We start from the raw sequence: 19,300 nt of genomic DNA, 5'->3' as shown, positions 1-19,300 counted from the left end.
GGCCGGTGTCCACTAGGCTGGGCAGGACGCACGCGCCCGGGTCCCTCCCGCTCGCCCGTCACCACGACCTCCGGCCCACGAGGAGCTCTTCGACGATGCCGCCGCCGCCCCCGGAATGGGGACCCGAGCTCGACGCCGCGTTCGCCGCGGGGGACGAGCAGGCGCTCAGCGCGGCCTACCGGCACTGCGCGGGAGTCATCCGGGGCCTCGCCGTCCGGGTCCTGCGGGACGACACGGCGGCGGACGACGTGGTTCAGGAGGTCTTCGTCCGGGCGTGGAAGTATCGCTCCGGCTACCGTCCCGAGCACTCCTCGGTCCCCGCGTGGCTGATCGGGATCGCGCGCAACTGCATCGCCGACGCCGCCCGGACCGCCGGCCGGGAGGCGGAGCGCCGGGAGGCGGACGCCGTCCGGTCGGACCGGGAGCCGCGGCACGAGGAGTCGGACCTGCTCGTGGACCGGCTCGTGGTGCGGGCGGAGGTCGAGCGCCTGGGCCCGCCCCGGTCGACGATCATGGCGCTGGCGTTCTACGAGGAGCTCACGCACCAGCAGATCGCACAGCACCTGGACCTGCCGCTCGGCACGGTCAAGAGTCATCTGAGGCGCGGCCTCATGAACCTGCGGACACGATTGGGAGACGGTCATGGCACACCTGAGTGAGGAGTCGCTGGTGCTCCTGGCTCTGGGTGAGTCCGGAGACCTCCAGGCCCACGAGCACCTCGCCGCGTGCCCGGAGTGCGCCACGGAGCTCGAGGCCCTCGGGCACGTGGTGCGGGTCGCCCGCGCCGACCCGCCCGCCCCCGCGGCGCCGGGACCGGAGGTCTGGGCCGCCATCCACGCCGAGCTGGGCCTCTCCGACGCCGTCGCGGCGGATCCGCTCGCGGGCTCCGGAGACGGCGGCCGGGAGCACGACGGGGTCGACGCCGCGGGCAGCGGGCACACCGCGACCGCCGACGGCGACGGGGGCCGCGGCGGGGCGACCGTCGTGGACCTCGCGGACCGCCGCCGGCGCGGGGTGCCCTATCCGCTCGCCGCCGCCGCGGCCGCGGCGGCGCTGCTCGTGGGCGGCCTCTCCGTCTGGGGCGCGCAGCGACTGGGTCTGGAGCCGGACCCCACGGTGCTGGCCACCGCCGAGCTCGAGCCCCTGGCCGGCTACACCGCCCGCGGCTCGGCGGAGGTGGACGAGCTGCCGGACGGGACCCGCCAGCTGGTGGTGCGCACCGACCCGGCCGACGTGGACGGCTTCAAGGAGGTCTGGCTGCTCGCGCCCGACGCCCAGCGGATGGTGAGCCTGGGCGTGATGGCCGGGGACGAGGCCGTGTTCGTGCTGCCCGCGAACCTGGACGTGGGGGAGTTCCCCATCGTGGACGTCTCGAACGAGCCGATCGACGGCGACCCGACGCACTCGGGGGACTCGATCGTGCGGGGCGCCCTGGAGGCCTGAGCCGGATCGCGCCCCGCGCCGGGAGCAGGGCGCGGTCGGAGCAGGGCCGGGCTCAGAGCAGGGCCGAGGTCAGCCGGGCCACGTTGTCCGCGTACTTGTGCCACAGCGGCCGCCGCTTCCACTCCTCGACGTCCAGCAGCGTGCTGGCCTCGTGGAACTCGGCGACCACCGCGTCCATCCGCCGCCGGAACTCGCGGTCCACGATGTACACGGACACCTCCAGGTCCAGGGCGAAGGAGCGTTCGTCCATGTTGGAGGAGCCGATCACCGAGACGTAGTCGTCCACGAGCACGAACTTGGCGTGCAGGACCGTGGGGGAGCGGTAGCGGTAGATCTTCACCCCCGCCTCGACCAGTTCCTGGTAGTAGGAGTTCTGGGCGTGGTAGGCGAGGAAGTGGTCGGAGGTCTCACCCACGAACAGCTGCACGTCCACCCCGGACTGGGCCTCGGTGGTCAGCGCGTGCATCAGCGACTCGTCCGGGACGAAGTAGGGGCTCGCGATGACGATCCGGTCGTTGGCGTTGTAGATCAGGTGGTTGAACAGGCGCAGGTTGTTCTCCGTCTCGAACCCTGGCCCGGAGGGCAGCACCTGGGCGAAGACGGGTCCCTCGACGTCGGGCACCTCGCGGGTGACCTCGTCGAGCAGGAGGTCGCCGGTCTCGGAGTACCAGTCGCTCGTGAACAGCGCGTTGAGCTCGGCCACCACCGGGCCCGTGCACCGGATCATGAGGTCCTTCCACTCCAGGCCCTTCCGCAGGTTCCTCCGCTTGTTGTAGGAGCGGTGGATGACGTTCTGCGACCCGGTGAAGGCCAGGCTCCCGTCGACCACCAGGATCTTGCGGTGGTTGCGCAAATCGGGCCGCTGCCACTCGCCCTTCCACGGCCGCACCGGGAGCATGCGCCGCCAGGGGAGACCGGAGCGGTCGAAGCGCCGGACGAGCTCCCGGTAGCCCGGATAGCCGACCGAGCCGAGGTGGTCGACCAGCACGCGGACCCGCACCCCGCGCTCGTGCGCGCGGACCAGGGCGTCCAGGAGCACCCGGGACGTGTCGTCGACGGCCACGATGTAGAACTCGAAGTGCACGTAGTCCTCGGCCCGGTCCACCGCCTCCGCCATGAGCCGCAGGCACTCGTGGTTGTCCGTGAGGATCTCGAAGGAGTTGCCGCCGACCATGGGCAGCGCCCCGAGGCTGTAGTTCAGCGCCGCGGTGGACTCGATCCAGTCCGGCAGCTGCTCGTGGGCGTTGCCGAGGATGTGCGCGTCCGGGGTGTTCTCCCGGATGACGTCGTTCATCTTGGCCTGCATGGCCATCCGCTTCCGGGGCAGCCGGGTCGAGCCGATCACCAGGAACAGGAGCACGCCCACGATGGGCTGCAGGAAGATCGCCAGCAGCCAGGCCAGCGCCACCGAGGGCCGGCGGTTGTGCGGGATCCAGCCCAGCGCCACGAGCCGCAGGATCCAGTCGAGCACCACCACGACCACGAGGATCGACTGTGGCACACCGTCCAGGGGCAGCAGGTCGTAGGGGAGCAGGCGGAGGTCCACCCTGCCAGCCTATCGGCGCGGCGCGGGCGGCCGCCGTTCAGGCCGGGCGGGGCAGGACGTAGTCGATCTCTGGTCCCCGGCTCTCCCGCCGGAGGAAGCCCGCCGCCACCAGCACCTGCGCGGCCGGGACGTTGTCCTCGGGCACGCTCGCCCGCACCGCGGTCACGGAGGGGTCCGCGAACGCGACGTCCAGCAGCGCCGCGATCGCCTCCTGCGCGTATCCCTGGTTCCGGCGGTCGGCCGTCAGGGAGCCCACGACCTCCAGCTCCGCGTCGATCGGCGGGCCCACGAAGCCGGCGGTGCCCACGACCTGCCCGCTCGCCTTCTCCAGGACGGCCAGCCGGGCGTAGACGGACTCCGTGAAGAAGTACCCGCCGGCCAGCAGGGACTCGCGGGCGAAGTCCACGTCCTCGGGCCCGGGGAACCCCGCGGCGAAGTGCTCCGCCGCCTGGCCCGCGGCCACGGCGTCGAGCTCCCCGGCGGTGAACGGGCGGAGCAGGAGCCGGTCGGTCTCCAGAACGGGTGCGGGACGCAGTGCCTCGAGGTCCTCAGTCATGCTGGTGCTGCTTTCTGCGTGCGCGGGACGCGCGGGGAAGGGTGCCGAGGTTCCGAGGATACCCGCGCCGGGCGGCGCGGGTCTCCCCGGGGATCAGTCGAAGTACTTCGGCAGGGTGCCCTCGTGGGCCGCGCGGAGCTCGTCCAGGCCGATCCCGAACTCGCCCTGCACGTCCAGCGCGCGGTTCTCGGCGTCCACCACGCCGATCCGCTCGTGCGGATAGGCGCGCATGGTGCACATGTCCTTGAACCGGACCTCCTCGCTGCGGGGCACGGCCACCACGGCGCGGCCCTGCGTCTCGGAGAAGAACATCGTGAACAGGTCCACGCCGTCGCGCTCGCACACCTCGCCCAGGCCGATGCGCGCGCCGACGCCGAAGCGCAGGGCCATCTCGGCCAGGGTCGCGGCCAGCCCGCCCTCGGCGACGTCGTGGGCGGCGTCGACCATGCCGTCGCGGGACATGTTGATCAGCAGGTCGCCGAGCAGCTTCTCCCGGGCGAGGTCCACGGCCGGGGGCAGCCCGCCCAGGTGGCCGCGCAGGTTCGCCCACTCGGAGCCGTCCAGCTCGTCGCGGGTGGTGCCGAGCAGGTAGATCGCCTGGCCGTCCTCGCGCCAGCCCGAGGGGGTGCGGCGGCGGACGTCGTCGAGCACGCCCAGCATCGCGACCACGGGGGTCGGGTGGATGGCCACGCCGCCGGTCTGGTTGTACAGGGACACGTTGCCGCCGGTGACCGGCACGCCGAGCTCCCGGCAGCCGTCGGCGAGCCCGCGCACGGCCTCCGCGAACTGCCACATGGTCTCCGGGTCCTCGGGGGAGCCGAAGTTCAGGCAGTCGGAGACGGCCGCGGGGCGGGCGCCGGAGGTGGCCACGTTGCGGTAGGCCTCGGCCAGGGCCAGCTGCGCGCCGGCGTACGGGTCGAGGTAGGCGTAGCGGCCGTTGCAGTCCGTGGACAGGGCCACCCCGAGGCCGGTCTCCTCGTCGACGCGGACCACCCCGGCGTCGTCGGGCATGGCCATGGCGGTGTTGCCCTGCACGTAGCGGTCGTACTGGTCCGTCACCCAGTCCTTGGCGCACAGGTTGGGCGAGGCCATGAGCTCCAGGACGGCGTGCTTCAGCTCCGCGCCCGAGGGCCGGGACGCGTCGGCGGGGGACCCGCTGAAGTGCTCGGCCTGGATCCGGTCCTGGTCCGCGGGGCGGTGGTAGGGACGCTCGTAGACGGGGCCCTCGTGGGCGACGGTGCGCGGGTCGACGTCGACGATGACCTCGCCGTCCCACTCGATCACGAGCCGGCCCGTGTCGGTGACCTCGCCGATCCACGAGTACTCGACGTCCCACTTGGCCATGACCGCCTCGAAGTCGGCGACCCGCTCCGGGGTCACGACCGCCATCATGCGCTCCTGCGACTCGGACATCAGGATCTCGCCCGGGGTGAGGGTGGGGTCGCGCAGCAGCACCGCGGTGAGGTCCACGTGCATGCCGCCCTCGCCGTTGGAGGCCAGCTCCGAGGTGGCGCAGGAGATGCCCGCCGCGCCCAGGTCCTGGATGCCCTCCACCAGGGAGCCCTTGAACAGCTCGAGGCAGCACTCGATGAGCACCTTCTCCGCGAAGGGGTCGCCCACCTGCACGGCCGGCCGCTTGGACGGCTTGGCGTCGTCGAAGGACTCCGAGGCGAGCACCGAGGCCCCACCGATGCCGTCTCCGCCGGTGCGGGCGCCGAAGAGGACCACCTTGTTGCCCACGCCGGAGGCGTTGGCCAGGCGGATGTCCTCGTGGCGCATCACCCCCACGGCCAGCGCGTTGACCAGCGGGTTGCCCTGGTAGACGGAGTCGAAGACGACCTCGCCGCCGATGTTGGGCAGGCCCAGGGAGTTGCCGTAGCCGCCGACGCCGGCGACGACGCCGTGCACCACGCGGGCGGTGTCCGGGTGGTCGATCGCCCCGAAGCGCAGCGGGTCCATCACGGCCACCGGGCGGGCGCCCATCGAGATGATGTCGCGCACGATCCCGCCCACGCCCGTGGCGGCGCCCTGGTAGGGCTCCACGTAGGACGGGTGGTTGTGGGACTCGATCTTGAAGGTCACGGCCCAGCCGTCCCCGAGGTCCGTGACGCCGGCGTTCTCGCCGATGCCGACCAGGAGGTCCTTCTTCATCTCCTCGGTGACCTTCTCGCCGAACTGGCGCAGGTGGACCTTGGAGGACTTGTAGGAGCAGTGCTCGGACCACATGACCGAGTACATGGCCAGCTCCGCGGCGGTGGGGCGGCGGCCGAGGATCTTCTTGACCTCCTCGAACTCGTTGTCCTTGAGGCCCAGCTCGGCCCAGGGCAGCTCGGTGTCGGGGGTGCCCGCCGCGTGCTCGACGGTGTCCAGGTTGAAGTGCTTCTCGCTCATGGAGTGTTCGGTGTCCCTTACTTGACCAGTGCCTTGAGGGCGGAGACGAACAGGCCCAGCCCGTCCGTGCCGTCGCGCATGCCGACCTCGCCGGCGGCGGAGAAGTCCGCGCCGAAGCCGGGCTCCACCGCGTGCTCGGGGTGCGGCATGAGGCCCACCACGTTGCCGCGGTCGTTGCAGATCCCGGCGATGTCCCGGCGGGAGCCGTTGGGGTTGACGCCGACGTAGCGGAAGACCACGCGGCCCTCGGCCTCGAGGGCGTCGAGGGTGCGCTCGTCCGCCACGTACTGCCCGTCCTGGTTCTTGAGCGGGACCACGATCTCCTGGCCCTGCTCGAACTCGGTGGTCCACACGGTGGTGCTGTTCTCCACGCGCAGGCGCTGGTCCCGGCACAGGAACTTGAGGTGGTCGTTCTTGACCATGGAGCCCGGCAGCAGGTGGGACTCGGTGAGCACCTGGAAGCCGTTGCAGATGCCCAGGACCGGCAGCGGGGCGGAGCCGGAGGTGCCCGCGGCGGTCGCGCCGTCGATGATCCGGCCCATCAGCGGGGCGAACCGGGCGATCGCGCCGGCCCGCAGGTAGTCCCCGTAGGAGAAGCCGCCGGGCAGGATGACGGCGTCGACGCCCTGCAGTTCCTCGTCGGCGTACCAGAGGGGAACCGGGGTGCCGCCGGCGAGCAGCACGGCCCGCGCGGCGTCGCGGTCGTCGAGGGTGCCCGGGAAGGTGACGACCCCGATCCGGGCGTCCGCGAGCGCGGCGTCCGGTGCGGGGCTGGAGAGGTCGGCGATCAGCGGTGTCTCGGCCATGCTCAGTGCTCCTCGTCCAGGACGGCCACCCGCACGACGTCCTCGATCACGGGGTTGGACAGCAGCTTCTCGGCGGCCTCGCGCGCCTGGGCCAGCACGTCCTCGGTGGCCTCGCCGTCGACGGTGAGCTCGAAGCGCTTGCCCTGGCGCACCCCGGCGAACCGGTCCAGCCCGATCCGCGGCAGCTCGTTGGCGATCGCCTTTCCCTGCGGGTCGAGGATCTCGGGCTTGGGCATGACGTCGACAACAATGCGGGCCATCGGGGAACTCCTGAGGGTCGTGCAGCGGGCCGGGATCCGGCGAACGGTGACCATCCTATCGTTCCGCCGCACCCCGGGCCCTCCGAGGTGCGGGGGTGTGGTACGGGACACGCCCGTCCCCGGCCGGAGGCCTCCGGGGTCGACCGCCCGCCCCGGACCGCCTAAAGTGGTCAGCGTGCTGATCATCGGGTGTCCCGGTGGCCGGCGCGTGCACCGACCGGAACCGCACACCTCGGAAGGACCACGTCATGAGTCAGCCAGAACAGCAGCAGGACGTCCCCGGCGAGCAGTCGGAGATGACCCCCGTCCCGGACTGCGGGGAGCACAGCTACCGCGGCTCCGGCAAGCTCGAGGGCAAGGCCGCGATCATCACCGGCGGCGACAGCGGCATCGGCCGCGCCGCGGCGATCGCCTACGCCCGGGAGGGCGCGGACGTCCTGGTGGCCTACCTCGAGGAGGACGACGACGCCCGGGACACCGCCCGCTGGATCGAGGAGGCCGGGCGCAGGGCCGTGCTGGTGCGCGGGGACCTCTCCGACCCGGCGCACTGCCGCAGCGTGGTGGACCGGGCCGTCCAGGAGTTCGGCAAGGTCGACGTGCTGGTCTCCAACGCCGCCTTCCAGATGAGCCACGAGAGCCTCGACGAGATCAGCGACGAGGAGTGGGACTACACCTTCCGGCTCAACGTCGGGGCGATGTTCCACCTGACCAAGGCCGCGGTGCCGCACATGGCCCCCGGCTCGGCGATCATCGGCAGCTCCTCGGTGCAGTCCGACCAGCCGTCCCCGCAGCTGGCGCCCTACGCCGCGACGAAGGCCGCGATCGCGAACTTCTCCGCCGGCCTGGCGCAGATGCTGGGCGAGAAGGGCATCCGCGTGAACAGCGTGGCCCCCGGCCCGATCTGGACGCCGCTCATCCCGGCGACCATGCCCCCGGAGAAGGTCGGCGCCTTCGGCGACGACGTCCCCCTGGGCCGCGCCGGGCAGCCCGCCGAGCTGGCGCCCGTCTACGTGCTGCTGGCCTCCGACGACGGCAGCTACATCTCCGGGTCCCGGGTCGCCGTGACCGGCGGCAAGCCGATCCTGTGACGGCCCGTCCACGGCCCGTCGTGGCACCCGGCGACCTGTCCTCTCGCCGGGACGGCTACGTGGAGCTGCGCTCCTACGCGGCCATCGGGGACGGCCGCACGGTCGCGATGGTGGCCCACGACGGGTCCGTGGACTGGTACCCGGTGCCCGACCTGGACTCCGCCCCCGCGTTCGCGCGCCTGCTCGACGCCGAGCACGGCGGGTGCGTGGAGCTGTCCCCGGCCGGCCCCTTCGAGACCAGCCGCGGCTACGTGCCCGGCACGAACGTGCTGCAGACCACCTACACGACCGGCACCGGGGTGGTGCGGGTGACGGACTCCCTCAACGTCGGCTCCACCGGGCCGCTGCCGTGGAACGAGCTGGCCCGCACGGTGGAGGGCGTCGCCGGGGAGGTGCCCATGACGTGGCGGGTGACCCCGGGGACCATGTTCAACACGGTCTCCCCGTGGATCCAGGACACCGAGCAGGGCCCCGTGCTGCGCGTCGACGCGGTGTCGTTCGGGGTGCGCTCGGAGGCGCTGGGCGAGTGCGTGGTGGGCGGACAGGAGATCTCCGGGCGCTTCGGCACGACCCCGGGCTCCCAGCACCTGCTCGCGGTCGTCTCGACGCACAGCGAGCCGCTGCGGCTGCCCACCCCGGCGAGCATCCGCAAGAACGTGGACCTCACCCTGGACATGTGGCGGCGCTGGACCGACCTGCTGGAGTGCGACGGGCCCTACCGGGCCGACGTGGAGCGCAGCGCCCTCACGCTGAAGATGCTCAGCCACGGGCCGTCCGGCTCGATCGCCGCCGCCGCCACCACCTCGCTGCCGGAGAACCGGGCGGGGACCAAGAACTACGACTACCGCTTCGCCTGGGTGCGCGACGCCGCCTACACCCTGCACGCGCTCCTGCGCCTGGGCGAGCAGGAGGACGTGCACGCCGCGGTGTCCTGGCTGCTGCGCCTGGCCCGGGCCCAGTCCCCGGAGCTGCACGTGCTCAACCGGCTCAACGGCGCGGTGCCCGGCGACGGGATGACCGTCTACGAAGCCCCGGGGTGGCAGGGCGTGGGCCCCGTGGTCTCGGGCAACGCCGCCGCCGAGCAGCTCCAGCTGGGTGTCTACGGGGACCTCTTCGACATGGTGGACCTCTACGTGGGCGGCGGCAACGTGCTCGACGCGGCCACCGGGCGGATGCTCGCCGACGTGGCCGACCGGATCTGCGACCTGTGGCGCCGCCCCGACGCCGGGATGTGGGAGCTGCCCGAGCACCGTCACTACACGAGCTCGAAGATGGGCTGCTGGCACGGCCTCGACCGCGCGGTGCACCTGGCCGACGTCGGCCAGATCCCCGGCAGCGCCGACCGCTGGCGGGCGGAGCGGGACCGGATCGCCACGTGGATCGACGAGAACTGCTGGAACGCCGCGCGCGGGGCCTACGTCTGGTACCCGGGCACGGACGAGCTGGACACCTCGGTGCTGCTGCACGCGATCAGCGGCCTGGACCGGGGTCCGCGGATGAGCTCCACCATCGACGCGCTGCGGGAGGAGCTGGGCACCGGCCCCCTGCTGCACCGCTACAGCGGGATGCAGCACGAGGAGGGCGCCTTCGTCGCCTGCTCGTTCTGGGCCGTGGCGGCGCTCGCCCACGTGGGCCGGCAGGACGAGGCCCTCGAGCTCATGGACGAAATGCTCGGCCGGGGCAACGACCTGGGCCTCTACACCGAGATGATCGACCCCGCGGACGACGCGTTCCTCGGCAACTTCCCGCAGGCCCTCAGCCACCTCGCGCTGCTGACGGCGGCACTGACCCTGGAGGACACGAGCCGGTCCTGAGCGGCGCCGTTCCCGCGACGCGGCCGGTGCCGGTCAGGGCCCCGGCCGTCAGTACCGATCGGCGGAGACGAGCCGCACGAGCTCCCCGACCCGGTCCTCGGGCAGGGACCGGGCGACGTCCGCCTGGCTGAGCATCCCGACGAGGTCGTGCCCGTCGATCACCGGCAGGCGGCGCAGCTGGTGCTCTTGCATGGTCCGCACGGCCTCCTCGACGGTGTCGTCGGCACCGATGGTCACGGGCTTGCCCTCGGCGAGCTCCCGGGCCCGGGCCGTCCGGGCGTCCGCGCCGTCCGCGATGCAGCGCACGACGATGTCCCGGTCGGTCAGCACGCCGACCAGCCGACCGTGCTCCCCGCAGACGGGCAGGGCGCCGACGCCCAGGTCCTTCATCTTCCGGGCGGCCGCCTCGAGGGTCTCGTGCTCGCCGATGCACTCCGCACCGGGGGTCATGATCTCGCGTGCCTTCGTCATGGCTGCTCCTCCTGCTCCGGGGACTCCTGCCCGAGGAATTCCTTGCATGGTGGACTCCTGCTCGGTGGATTCGTGCTCGGTGGACTCCTGCTCGGTGGACGAGGACCACCGGCGCGCCGGCGGTCCGTGGCACCAGGGTAGGAGCCGCGCCCGGGCTTGTCTGCCCCCCGGGGGGAGGGATCCGGACCGGTGGCGCGGCGCGGACGGCGGGCTGGAAGAATGGGCCCATGACCCAGCACCCTCCGACGACCACCCCCGGACTCGACGGCCGGGACGCCGAACGACTGGCGCAGGCCCTCGAGTCCCGGGACGTGACGGTCTTCGTGGACGGCACCTCCCTGCGCCTGCCGGAGGGAGCGCGCGGCGCCGTCCTCGATCTCCTGTCCCGGCTCACCCGCGGGGAGTCCGTCACCGTGAGCTCCGCCCGGCAGCCGCTGACCGGCTCCGAGGAGCTGCTGACCACGTCCCAGGCGGCGGCGCTGGCCGGGATCTCCCACACCTACCTGCGCAACCTCACCAGCGAGGGCGTGATCCCGGTGCAGTACCGCGGCAGCCACCGCCGGATCCGCCGCTCCGACGTCCAGACCTGGCTCGCCCGCCACGGCGACGACGCCGCCGACACCGCCGACGCCGCTGAGGAGCTGCTGACCACCTCGCAGGCGGCGGCGCTGGCCGGGATCTCCCACACCTACCTGCGCAACCTCACCAGCGAGGGCGTGATCCCGGTGCAGTACCGCGGCAGCCACCGCCGGATCCGCCGCTCCGACGTCCAGGCCTGGCTGGCGGGGCGGCAGCGCGCCGACGCCGGGGGCGCATCCGCGTCGGACTGACCCCGGTTCAGTCGAAGCGGGCCACGACCCAGCCGTCGACCACGTCGACCGCGGCGGCGGACAGGTCCTTGGCCGGGTCCGCCGGCGCGCGCCGGCCGGCCGCGAGCGCCAGGCGCGAGCCCAGGAACCGGCCGTCGGGCGCGAAGACCCAGTAGTGGTTGGGGCACTCGAAGCTCTCGGCGCGCCCGGCGGCCTCGCGGCACACGACGGCCTGCTGGTGGGTGCAGGCGTTGCGCAGCACGTGCAGGGCGCCCTCCGCGTCACGGGCGACGATCACCGGCCCGCCGCGGGCGGCGGTGGTCACGAAGTCGAGCGGCTCCGGCACGGCGGAGGCCTCCACGATCCGCTCCCACGCTCCGCGGAGCTCACGCGGCGGCCCCGCCGGTGGTGTGCTCCGGGTCCAGCAGGTCGACGGCCTCGGCCAGCCGGCGGCGCAGCGGCTCGGCCCGCCGGGCGAAGTCCCGCTGCCGGCGCACGTACTCGGCCTTGCCCTCCGGCGTCTCGATCCGCACGGGCTCGTAGCCCCAGCCGGAGAGGTCGTAGGGGGCGGCCTGCATGTCGGTCTCCCGCACGTCCCGGGCCAGCTCGAAGCAGTCCATGAGCAGCTCGGAGGGGATCGCGGGCACGAGCTTGTACGCCCACTTGTACAGGTCCATGGTGGCGTGCAGGCAGCCCGGCTGCTCCAGCCGGCGCTGGGACTCCCGGGTCGGCCGCAGCTCGTTGAGCGGGACCGCCTGCGGCTGGAAGAACCGGAACGCGTCGAAGTGGGTGCAGCGGATGCGGGAGGACTCGACGACGGCGTCGGTGCCCTCGGCGCCCAGCCGCAGCTCGAGGTACTCGTGCCGGAGCTCGTTGTCCTCCGAGCGGTAGGCCATCGCCCACTCGTGCAGCCCGAAGCAGCCGAAGAAGCCGGGGTTGCGCGCGTGCGCGCCCAGGACCGCGCGGGCGAAGTCGACCGCGGCGCCACGTCGCTCCCGGACGGCGGCGGCATCGACCGTCACCGCACCGCTGGAGGCGCCCAGCCCGAGCGCCGTCAGCTCGGGGCCGGTGAGCGGGCGGTAGAACTTCTCCGCGGCGCGCCCGGCCGCGTCCAGCAGGACCACGCCCGTCCCGGGGTGCCAGCGCTTGAGCTGCGCCGGCTTGAGCGTGTAGTAGGTGAACAGGAAGTCCTCGACCGGGTGCTTGGCCCCGCGGTGCCGGCGGGCCACGAACGGGTCCGCGTGGGCGGCCGCGCGGCGCTCGTGGGCGTGCGCGCGCGGCTCCCAGTCCGCCCGGGACAGGACGGCGACGGGGCGGGTCACCGGACCCGCCCCGTCGGCTCTGTGGAGCGCAGCGGACCGGTCAGCGGCCGGTCCCCGCGTACACGGTGGCCTCGTCCTCGGAGTCGAGGTCGAAGGCGCTGTGCACCACGCGCACGGCCTCGTCGAGGCGGTCGGCGGCGGTGACCACCGAGATCCGCACCTCGGAGGTGGAGATCATGTCGATGTTGATGTTCGCGGCGGCGAGCGCCTCGAAGAACGTGAACGTCACGCCCGGGTTGGACTTCATCCCGGCGCCCACCAGGGAGAGCTTGCCGACCTCGTCGTCGTACTCCAGGCCCGCGTAGCCGATCTTCTCCTCGGCGGCGCGCAGCAGGCTCATGGCGAGCTCGCCCTGGGACTCGTCCACCGTGAAGGAGAGGTCCGTCAGGGGGTCGTCGCCGGTGGAGATGTTCTGGACGATCATGTCCACGTTGACATTGGCCTCGGCGAGGAGGCGGAAGATGCGGGCGGCGATGCCGGGCCTGTCCGGGACGCCGACGACGGTGACCTTCGCCTGGGTCCGGTCATGGGCGATGCCGGAGATGAGCGGCTGTTCCAAGGGGATCTCCTTCGGGGAGGTGGCGGCGTCTTCGGGGTCCGGGATCACCCAGGTGCCCTCGTTGTGGCTGAAGGACGAACGGACGTGCAGCTTCACGCCGAAGCGGCGGGCGTACTCGACGCAGCGCAGGTGCAGGATCTTCGCGCCGTTGGCGGCGAGCTCGAGCATCTCCTCGCTGCTGACCACGTCCAGCTTGCGCGCCTTGGGCGCGATGCGGGGATCGGCGGTGAAGACGCCGTCGACGTCGGAGTAGATCTCGCACACGTCGGCGTCCAGGGCGGCGGCCAGCGCCACGGCCGTGGTGTCCGAGCCGCCGCGGCCGAGCGTGGTGATGTCCTTGGTCTGGCGGTGCACACCCTGGAACCCGGCGATGATCGCGATGTTGCCCTCGTCCAGGGACTCGCGCACGCGCTGGGGGTTGACCTCCACGAGCAGGGCGGCGCCGTGGGCGCCGTCGGTGACCATGCCCGCCTGCGACCCCGTGAAGGACTGCGCGGGAGCGCCCATTCCGGACACCGCCATGGCCAGCAGGGCCATGGAGATGCGCTCCCCGGCGGTGAGCAGCATGTCGAGCTCACGGGCCGGGGGCTTGCGGGTGACCTCGCGGGCGAGGTCCAGGAGGTCGTCCGTGGTGTCGCCCATCGCGGAGACCACCACGACGACGTCGTGGCCCCGGTTGCGCGTCTCGACGATCCGCCGTGCAACGCGGCGGATGCCGTCGGCGTCCGCGACGGAGGATCCACCGAACTTCTGCACGATCAGGCTCATGGGTACAACTCCTGTGGTCGAGGGCGGCCGGCGGTCGGCACCGGGCCGTGCGCCCGCTCCCCACGGCAGGGCACCAGGACATCCTACGCGAGTCGGTCAGGCGACGACCGTGCGGCCCTCGAAGGCCCGCCCCAGGGTGACCTCGTCGGCGTACTCGAGGTCACCGCCCACGGGCAGCCCGGAGGCCAGGCGGGTGACGCGCACCCCGAGGGTCTTGAGCATCCGGGAGAGGTACGTGGCGGTGGCCTCGCCCTCCAGGTTCGGGTCGGTGGCGAGCACGACCTCCTGCACGGTGTCGTCGGAGAGCCGGGTCATGAGCTCCCGGATCCGCAGCTGGTCCGGGCCGATGCCCTGGATGGGGCTGATGGCCCCGCCGAGCACGTGGTACCGGCCGCGGAAGCTGCGCGTGCGCTCGATGGCCATGACGTCCTTGGACTCCTCGACCACGCAGATGACGCTGCCGTCCCGGCGGGCGTCGCGGCAGATGGCGCACTCGTCCAGCTCGGAGACGTTGCCGCAGATCCGGCAGAACTTCACCTTGTCCTTGACCGCCGTCATGGCCTCGGCCAGCCGGCGCACGTCGTCCTTGTCGGCGTCGAGGAGGTGGAACGCGATCCGCTGCGCGGACTTGGGCCCGACGCCGGGCAGCCGTCCCAGCTCGTCGATCAGATCCTGAACAGCGCCTTCGTACACGTTCTCCTCGATTTCCGGGCCGGTCCGCGGCCCTCCTGCTCGTTCGGGGCCACGGCGTTCCCCGGGGTCCGTGCGGGGCGGTCAGCGCCCCGGTCCCGGTCCTGGACGCGACGGTCCGGCCACCGGGCCTCACTCCCCGGCGTGGAGGTCCCGCTCCTCGATCAGCATGCCGCCGAGGATGCGCTCGATCGCCGCACGGCCGTAGAGGGTGGAGTCCTCGAGCGCCTCGTCGTCCGAACTGGGGACGAAGGAATCGTCCCATTCTACGCCGCCGTCCCGCTCCGCCGCCGCGCTCGGGTCCGGGGTCCGGCGCCCGGCGGCGATCGCCGCGGCGTGGCGCTCCCGGAAGCTCAGCCGTTCCCGCCGCTCGGCCTCCGCGGGGCCGTCCCGCGGGGCGGTGCGCGGGGTGGCGTCGGCGGGTGTGCTGCGACGAGCCGTCTCCCAGGTCCGGGGCGGGGCGCCGGCCGCGGCGGGGCTCTCCCGCACCGGGACGTCCCGGGCCGGTGCTGGCCGTTCGGTGCGCTGCTGCTGCGCGGGCCGCCACTGCTCCGGGGGCGCCTCGTCGAGATCCTCCGGGTACGGGGGCTCGTCCGGGTACGGGGGCTCGTCGGGGTGGGGCGGTTCCTCCGGCGGCGGGACGTCGTCGAACGGCGCGTGGTCCCGGCCCCGAGGCGTGCCGCCACCGGCCGGACGGCCGCGGCCGGCTCCGCCGCCGGGGCCGCCCTGGGCGGGACCGGGCTCCCGGCGCGGCGGGGAGGCGGGGTCCGCGGTGGGCGCGGCGCCGACGGGTCCGGCAGCCCGTCCCGGTCCCCGGGCCGGTTCGGTGGCGGACGGGGAGCCCCCGGGGGCGTCCGGCGTCCGGGAGTTCCCCGGGTGCTCGGCGGGGGACTCGGCACGGTGCTCCGCCGGGGGAGCAGCCGGTGACCCGGTCCCGGTCCCTGTCGTTGTCGAGGTCCCGTTCCCTGTCGAGGTTCCGGTTCCTGTCGAGGTCCCGTTCCCTGTCGAGGTCCCGTTCCCTGTCGAGGTCCCGTTCCCTGTCGAGGTCCCGTTCCCTGTCGAGGTCCCGTTCCCTGTCGAGGTCCCGTTCCCTGTCGAGGTCCCGTTCCCTGTCGAGGTCCCGTTCCCTGTCGAGGTCCCGTTCCCTGTCGAGGTCCCGTTCCCTGTCGAGGTTCCGGTTCCTGTCGAGGTCCCGTTCCCTGTCGAGGTCCCGTTCCCTGTCGAGGTCCCGTTCCCTGTCGAGGTCCCGTTCCCTGCCGACGGGGCGGCCGGGACCGTGGCGGCGGGCGAGGTCCCGGGCGCGCCGCTCTGCGGGATGGCGGCCACGGACCAGCTGTGCACGGGTTCTTCGGCCCACCCGGGATCCGTCCACTCCGCGGGCGCGTCCGTGGCGGGCCGGCCGTGCGCGTGCCACGCGTCCTGCCCGCCCCGGGGCCCGTCCGGGGACGGCGGTCCCCCGGGGGAGCCGGTGCCGGACGCGGCGCCGGGCCCCGCGGTGCTGCTCCGAGGAGCCTCCGCGTCCCGGGACATGGGCGGTCGCTGCTCCGCCGCCCGGCCCGGGCCCGCGGACCCGGTGGGGCGCCGGTCCGCGCCGCCGCGGGCGGTCGGGGCGGTCGGTGACGGGGGCGAGGCGGGGCGCTGCGCCTCGGTGCGGAGCTCGCCCCGCTGCCCGGACGGGCGCGGCGCCGGCTCCGGGCCGCGCGGGGCGCTTCCCCCGCCGCCCCGGCCGTGCCCGCCGCCCGGGGGGACGGCCTCCGCGCGGCAGTCGATGCCGAGGACCTGTTGCACGGCCTGGCGCAGGTCGTCCTCGAAGCGCGGGAAGTTCATGAGGTCGCCCTCGGCGTCGAACATGATGCGCAGCACCTTGCCGTCGAAGGACTGCGGCGTGCCGCGCTGGACGGTGAACCACGCGACCCGGCGGATGTCCGCGAGGGCGTTGACGATCTCCGGCCAGGAGGCGCGCAGCAGCTCGATCTCGCTGCCGCCCGGCGCGAGCGGGGTCCCCTCGCCGGCCCCGGGCTCCGCCGGCGCGGCCGCACGGGTGTCCTCCTGGTGCGCCGCCGCCGGGGGCTGCCGGTCCTCGGGCCGCGGACCGGTCTCCGGGCCCCGGGGTGCGGCCGGACGGGTGTGGCCGCCTGCGTCCGGCTCCGCCGCGCTCCGTTCGGCCGCGCTCGGTTCGGCCGCGGCGGCCGTCCGCGCCGGGGCGGGCCGCTCCGGCGCGGACGGCGCGGCGCCGTCCGGTGCCGTGGTGCTCTCGGCGTCCGCCCGTGCGGCCGCAGGCTCGGCGGTGGCTGGCGCCGCGGCCGCGGAGGGCCGCGGGGAGGCGGCCGCCGGCTCCTCGTGCCCGGCGGCGGAGGCGGTGCCGCGGCCGATGCTCAGCCGCCGTTCCAGCCGGTCCACGCGCGCCGTGACGCCGCGGGTGGTGTCCTCCGAGGAAGGCAGCAGGATGCGCGCGCAGAGCAGCTCGAGATGCAGCTGGGGCGAGGTGGCGCCGGTCATCTCCGTGAGGGCGGTGTTGGTGATGTCCGCCGCCCGGGAGAGCTCCGAGGCCCCGAGCTGGGACGCCTGGTTGCGCAGCCGCGCGATCTGGTCCTGGGGCATCCCGTGCAGGATGTTGCCCGCCGACTCCGGGACCGCGTTGACGATGATGAGGTCGCGGAAGCGCTCGAGCAGGTCCTCCACGAACCGGCGCGGGTCCTGACCGGTCTGGATCACCCGGTCCACCGCGCGGAACACCGTGGCGGCGTCCCCGGACGCGAAGGCGTCGACCACGTCGTCGAGCAGGGCGCCGTGGGTGTAGCCCAGCAGGGCCACGGCGAGGTCGTAGCCGATGCCGCGCTCGTCGGAGCCCGCCATGAGCTGGTCCAGCACGGAGAGGGTGTCGCGGACCGATCCGCCGCCGGCCCGGACCACCAGGGAGAGCACCCCCGGGGCCACCTCCACGTGCTCCTCGGCGCACAGCTGCTCGAGGTAGTGCATCAGCGGCTCGGTGGGGACCAGGCGGAAGGGGTAGTGGTGGGTGCGGGACCGGATGGTCGTGAGCACCTTGCTGGGCTCGGTGGTCGCGAAGATGAACTTGATGTGCTCCGGGGGCTCCTCGACGATCTTGAGCAGCGCGTTGAAGCCCTCGCGCGTGACCATGTGCGCCTCGTCGATGATGAAGATCTTGAACCGGTCCCGCACGGGCGCGAACGTGGCGCGCTCGCGCAGGTCGCGGGCGTGGTCCACGCCGCCGTGGCTGGCGGCGTCCATCTCGATCACGTCGAGGGAGCCGGCTCCGTCCCGGGCCAGGTCGCGGCAGCTCTCGCAGCGGCCGCAGGGCGTGGGCGTGGGGCCCTCGGCGCAGTTGAGGCAACGGGCCAGGATGCGGGCGGAGGTGGTCTTGCCGCATCCGCGGGGCCCGGAGAAGAGGTATGCGTGGCTGACCCTGTCCTTGCGCAGCGCCGTCATCAGCGGCTCGGTCACGTGCTCCTGGCCGATGACGTCCTCGAAGGTCTCCGGGCGGTAGCGGCGGTACAGAGCGGTAGTCACAGGAGCCACCTTAGCGACGGATTCCGACAGGCGGGGCGGGGCCCCGGGGCTGGGGAGCCGGGCCGCCCCGAGGGGACGAAAAGACCCCTCGCGCACCCGCCAGAGCCCGTTTACCCTTGCTGCCTTCCGGCCCTGGGGGAGTTCAACAGGATGACGCCACGCGAGGGGCTGGCACCGAGTCTAGCCGATGCCGCGGGCAGGTCGAAACCGGGCGGCGCCGCCGACGATTCGGCATTGCCCGGGGGTTGGGCTATGCTGGATTCCGCATGTTCCGGCACCGCGAGGTCGCCGGGGCGTGCGTGCCTGGAGGATTCGCCTAGCGGCCTATGGCGCACGCCTGGAACGCGTGTTGGGTTCACGCCCTCGGGGGTTCAAATCCCCCATCCTCCGCACTGCAGAGCCCCTGACCGGGACACCCTTCCGGTCAGGGGCTCTTTTGCGTTCCGCGCCGCAGAGGTCCGCGGCCGCCCGGGCGAGCCCCGAGGGCCTCGCGTGCCGCAGGAGCCGGGCGCTCAGGCCCTGCGGCGGGCCCTCGAGCGGCGGACGGCCAGGGCTGCGGCACCGGCCGCCACGATCCCCAGACCGCCCAGGGCCACCGGCAGCCCGGGGGCGGTCCCCGTCTCCTGTGCCGGAACCCGGGTGAGACTGCCCAGGGGCACCCGGGTGACCGTGCCCGGGACCACCTGCTGCGCTCCGGGCAGCCCCTGGGCCTCGAGCGAGCGGGCGTCCGTGTCCTGCGCCGAGGGCTCCACCGCCGTGGCCCCGGGGGAGCGGGACGTTCCCGACCGGGCGGCGGCCGGTGCCGGGCGCGTCGTCCCGGCGTCGTCCTCCGTGCCGGTCCCGGTGCCGGTCTGGGTGCCGGTCGCCCGGTCCGCGGCCGGGCCGTCCTCCGTGCCGGAGGGGGCGGAGTCCGCGGCCGGGCCGGCGTCGGGCGCCGCCGACCGCTCGGGGACGGGCTCCTCGTCCGGGCCCGGTGCCGCCCCGGAGTCCGACGGAGCGCCGACCGCGGGATCGGCAGCCGGGGTCTCCACCGGGCCGGCCGGGGCCGGCTCGGTCGGCTCGGCCGGCTCGGCCGGCTCCGCCGGTGCGTCGAGGGAGCCGTCCCCGGCCGGCGCGCCGGTGGGGGATCCGACGGCCGGCGCGGGAGCCTGCGCGGCATCGGGCGAAGCCACGGCGGGGGCGGGGGCGAGCAGGATCAGAGCGGCCAGGGCGAGGGTCCGAACGGGCATGGGGCGAACCTTACAAG

17 protein-coding genes, 1 tRNA gene and 1 other RNA gene are annotated in these 19,300 nt (G+C 73.7%); 6 read left to right on the top strand and 13 right to left on the bottom strand.

What is annotated here, in order from left to right; translation table 11 throughout:
* Positions 1-95: 95 nt before the first annotated feature.
* Positions 96-659, top strand: coding sequence for an RNA polymerase sigma factor (locus AYX06_RS07885; protein WP_062735299.1), 564 nt, complete (start codon positions 96-98; stop codon positions 657-659).
* Entirely contained in the window at positions 643-1,443 is an 801-nt protein-coding gene (locus tag AYX06_RS07880; RefSeq protein ID WP_084271511.1) for an anti-sigma factor, read from the top strand. The genes AYX06_RS07885 and AYX06_RS07880 overlap by 17 nt, the downstream gene beginning before the upstream one ends.
* A gap of 52 nt (positions 1,444-1,495) precedes the next feature.
* Here the strand turns inward: AYX06_RS07880 and cls are convergent, their stop codons facing one another.
* The 5 genes from cls to purS all read right to left on the bottom strand — a co-directional run bounded on the left by cls (position 1,496) and on the right by purS (position 7,002).
* On the bottom strand, positions 1,496-2,989 hold the full coding sequence (gene cls / locus AYX06_RS07875; RefSeq protein WP_232319424.1) for a cardiolipin synthase: 1,494 nt from the start codon (positions 2,987-2,989) through the stop codon (positions 1,496-1,498).
* A gap of 37 nt (positions 2,990-3,026) precedes the next feature.
* Positions 3,027-3,545 (bottom strand): GNAT family N-acetyltransferase, encoded by a 519-nt coding sequence (locus AYX06_RS07870; protein ID WP_062735297.1) that lies wholly within the window; start codon positions 3,543-3,545, stop codon positions 3,027-3,029.
* Positions 3,546-3,638: 93 nt separating this feature from the next.
* Complete coding sequence (gene purL / locus AYX06_RS07865) at positions 3,639-5,936, bottom strand: phosphoribosylformylglycinamidine synthase subunit PurL (RefSeq protein WP_062735296.1); 2,298 nt, start codon at positions 5,934-5,936, stop codon at positions 3,639-3,641.
* 17 nt (positions 5,937-5,953) lie between these two features.
* On the bottom strand, positions 5,954-6,742 hold the full coding sequence (gene purQ / locus AYX06_RS07860) for a phosphoribosylformylglycinamidine synthase subunit PurQ (RefSeq protein ID WP_062735295.1): 789 nt from the start codon (positions 6,740-6,742) through the stop codon (positions 5,954-5,956).
* Positions 6,743-6,744: 2 nt separating this feature from the next.
* Positions 6,745-7,002, bottom strand: a complete 258-nt coding sequence (purS, locus tag AYX06_RS07855) for a phosphoribosylformylglycinamidine synthase subunit PurS (RefSeq protein WP_062735294.1) — start codon at positions 7,000-7,002, stop codon at positions 6,745-6,747.
* A gap of 248 nt (positions 7,003-7,250) precedes the next feature.
* Between purS and AYX06_RS07850 the strand changes: the two genes are divergently transcribed.
* Together AYX06_RS07850 and AYX06_RS07845 are read left to right on the top strand one after the other, a co-directional pair.
* Complete coding sequence (locus tag AYX06_RS07850; protein WP_062735293.1) at positions 7,251-8,090, top strand: SDR family oxidoreductase; 840 nt, start codon at positions 7,251-7,253, stop codon at positions 8,088-8,090.
* 20 nt (positions 8,091-8,110) lie between these two features.
* Positions 8,111-9,904 carry a glycoside hydrolase family 15 protein gene (locus tag AYX06_RS07845; protein WP_062736946.1) on the top strand — a complete coding sequence of 598 codons (1,794 nt, stop codon included), beginning with the start codon at positions 8,111-8,113 and terminating at the stop codon, positions 9,902-9,904.
* Between the two features lie 48 nt (positions 9,905-9,952).
* On the opposite strand, the gene AYX06_RS07840 is transcribed toward AYX06_RS07845, so the two are convergent.
* Complete coding sequence (locus AYX06_RS07840) at positions 9,953-10,375, bottom strand: CBS domain-containing protein (protein ID WP_062735292.1); 423 nt, start codon at positions 10,373-10,375, stop codon at positions 9,953-9,955.
* A gap of 227 nt (positions 10,376-10,602) precedes the next feature.
* Here AYX06_RS07840 and AYX06_RS20935 point away from each other — a divergent pair, with 227 nt between their 5' ends.
* The gene (locus AYX06_RS20935; RefSeq protein WP_084271510.1) at positions 10,603-11,205 is read left to right on the top strand and encodes a helix-turn-helix domain-containing protein; all 603 of its coding nucleotides are present in this window, start codon (positions 10,603-10,605) and stop codon (positions 11,203-11,205) included.
* 7 nt (positions 11,206-11,212) lie between these two features.
* On the opposite strand, the gene AYX06_RS19720 is transcribed toward AYX06_RS20935, so the two are convergent.
* The 6 genes from AYX06_RS19720 to ffs form a co-directional block, all read right to left on the bottom strand.
* Positions 11,213-11,545, bottom strand: a complete 333-nt coding sequence (locus tag AYX06_RS19720; protein WP_232319423.1) for a Rieske 2Fe-2S domain-containing protein — start codon at positions 11,543-11,545, stop codon at positions 11,213-11,215.
* Between the two features lie 25 nt (positions 11,546-11,570).
* Entirely contained in the window at positions 11,571-12,506 is a 936-nt protein-coding gene (locus AYX06_RS19715; RefSeq protein ID WP_062735291.1) for a hypothetical protein, read from the bottom strand.
* 40 nt (positions 12,507-12,546) lie between these two features.
* Positions 12,547-13,833 (bottom strand): aspartate kinase, encoded by a 1,287-nt coding sequence (locus tag AYX06_RS07820; protein ID WP_062735290.1) that lies wholly within the window; start codon positions 13,831-13,833, stop codon positions 12,547-12,549.
* Positions 13,834-13,929: 96 nt separating this feature from the next.
* Positions 13,930-14,526 (bottom strand): recombination mediator RecR, encoded by a 597-nt coding sequence (gene recR, locus AYX06_RS07815; protein WP_062735289.1) that lies wholly within the window; start codon positions 14,524-14,526, stop codon positions 13,930-13,932.
* Between the two features lie 129 nt (positions 14,527-14,655).
* Entirely contained in the window at positions 14,656-18,054 is a 3,399-nt protein-coding gene (locus tag AYX06_RS07810; protein WP_062735288.1) for a DNA polymerase III subunit gamma and tau, read from the bottom strand.
* A gap of 76 nt (positions 18,055-18,130) precedes the next feature.
* Positions 18,131-18,227, bottom strand: an RNA gene (gene ffs / locus AYX06_RS07805) — signal recognition particle sRNA small type.
* A gap of 132 nt (positions 18,228-18,359) precedes the next feature.
* Here ffs and AYX06_RS07800 point away from each other — a divergent pair.
* A tRNA-Ser gene (locus tag AYX06_RS07800) sits at positions 18,360-18,444 on the top strand.
* A gap of 122 nt (positions 18,445-18,566) precedes the next feature.
* Here the strand turns inward: AYX06_RS07800 and AYX06_RS07795 are convergent.
* Positions 18,567-19,283 carry a hypothetical protein gene (locus AYX06_RS07795; protein ID WP_062735287.1) on the bottom strand — a complete coding sequence of 239 codons (717 nt, stop codon included), beginning with the start codon at positions 19,281-19,283 and terminating at the stop codon, positions 18,567-18,569.
* Positions 19,284-19,300 lie beyond the last annotated feature (17 nt).

Source organism: Kocuria turfanensis (assembly GCF_001580365.1).
Taxonomy (GTDB): domain Bacteria; phylum Actinomycetota; class Actinomycetes; order Actinomycetales; family Micrococcaceae; genus Kocuria; species Kocuria turfanensis.
Note: the sequence above shows the minus strand (reverse complement) of the source record. Positions and strands in the feature narration are given on the sequence as shown.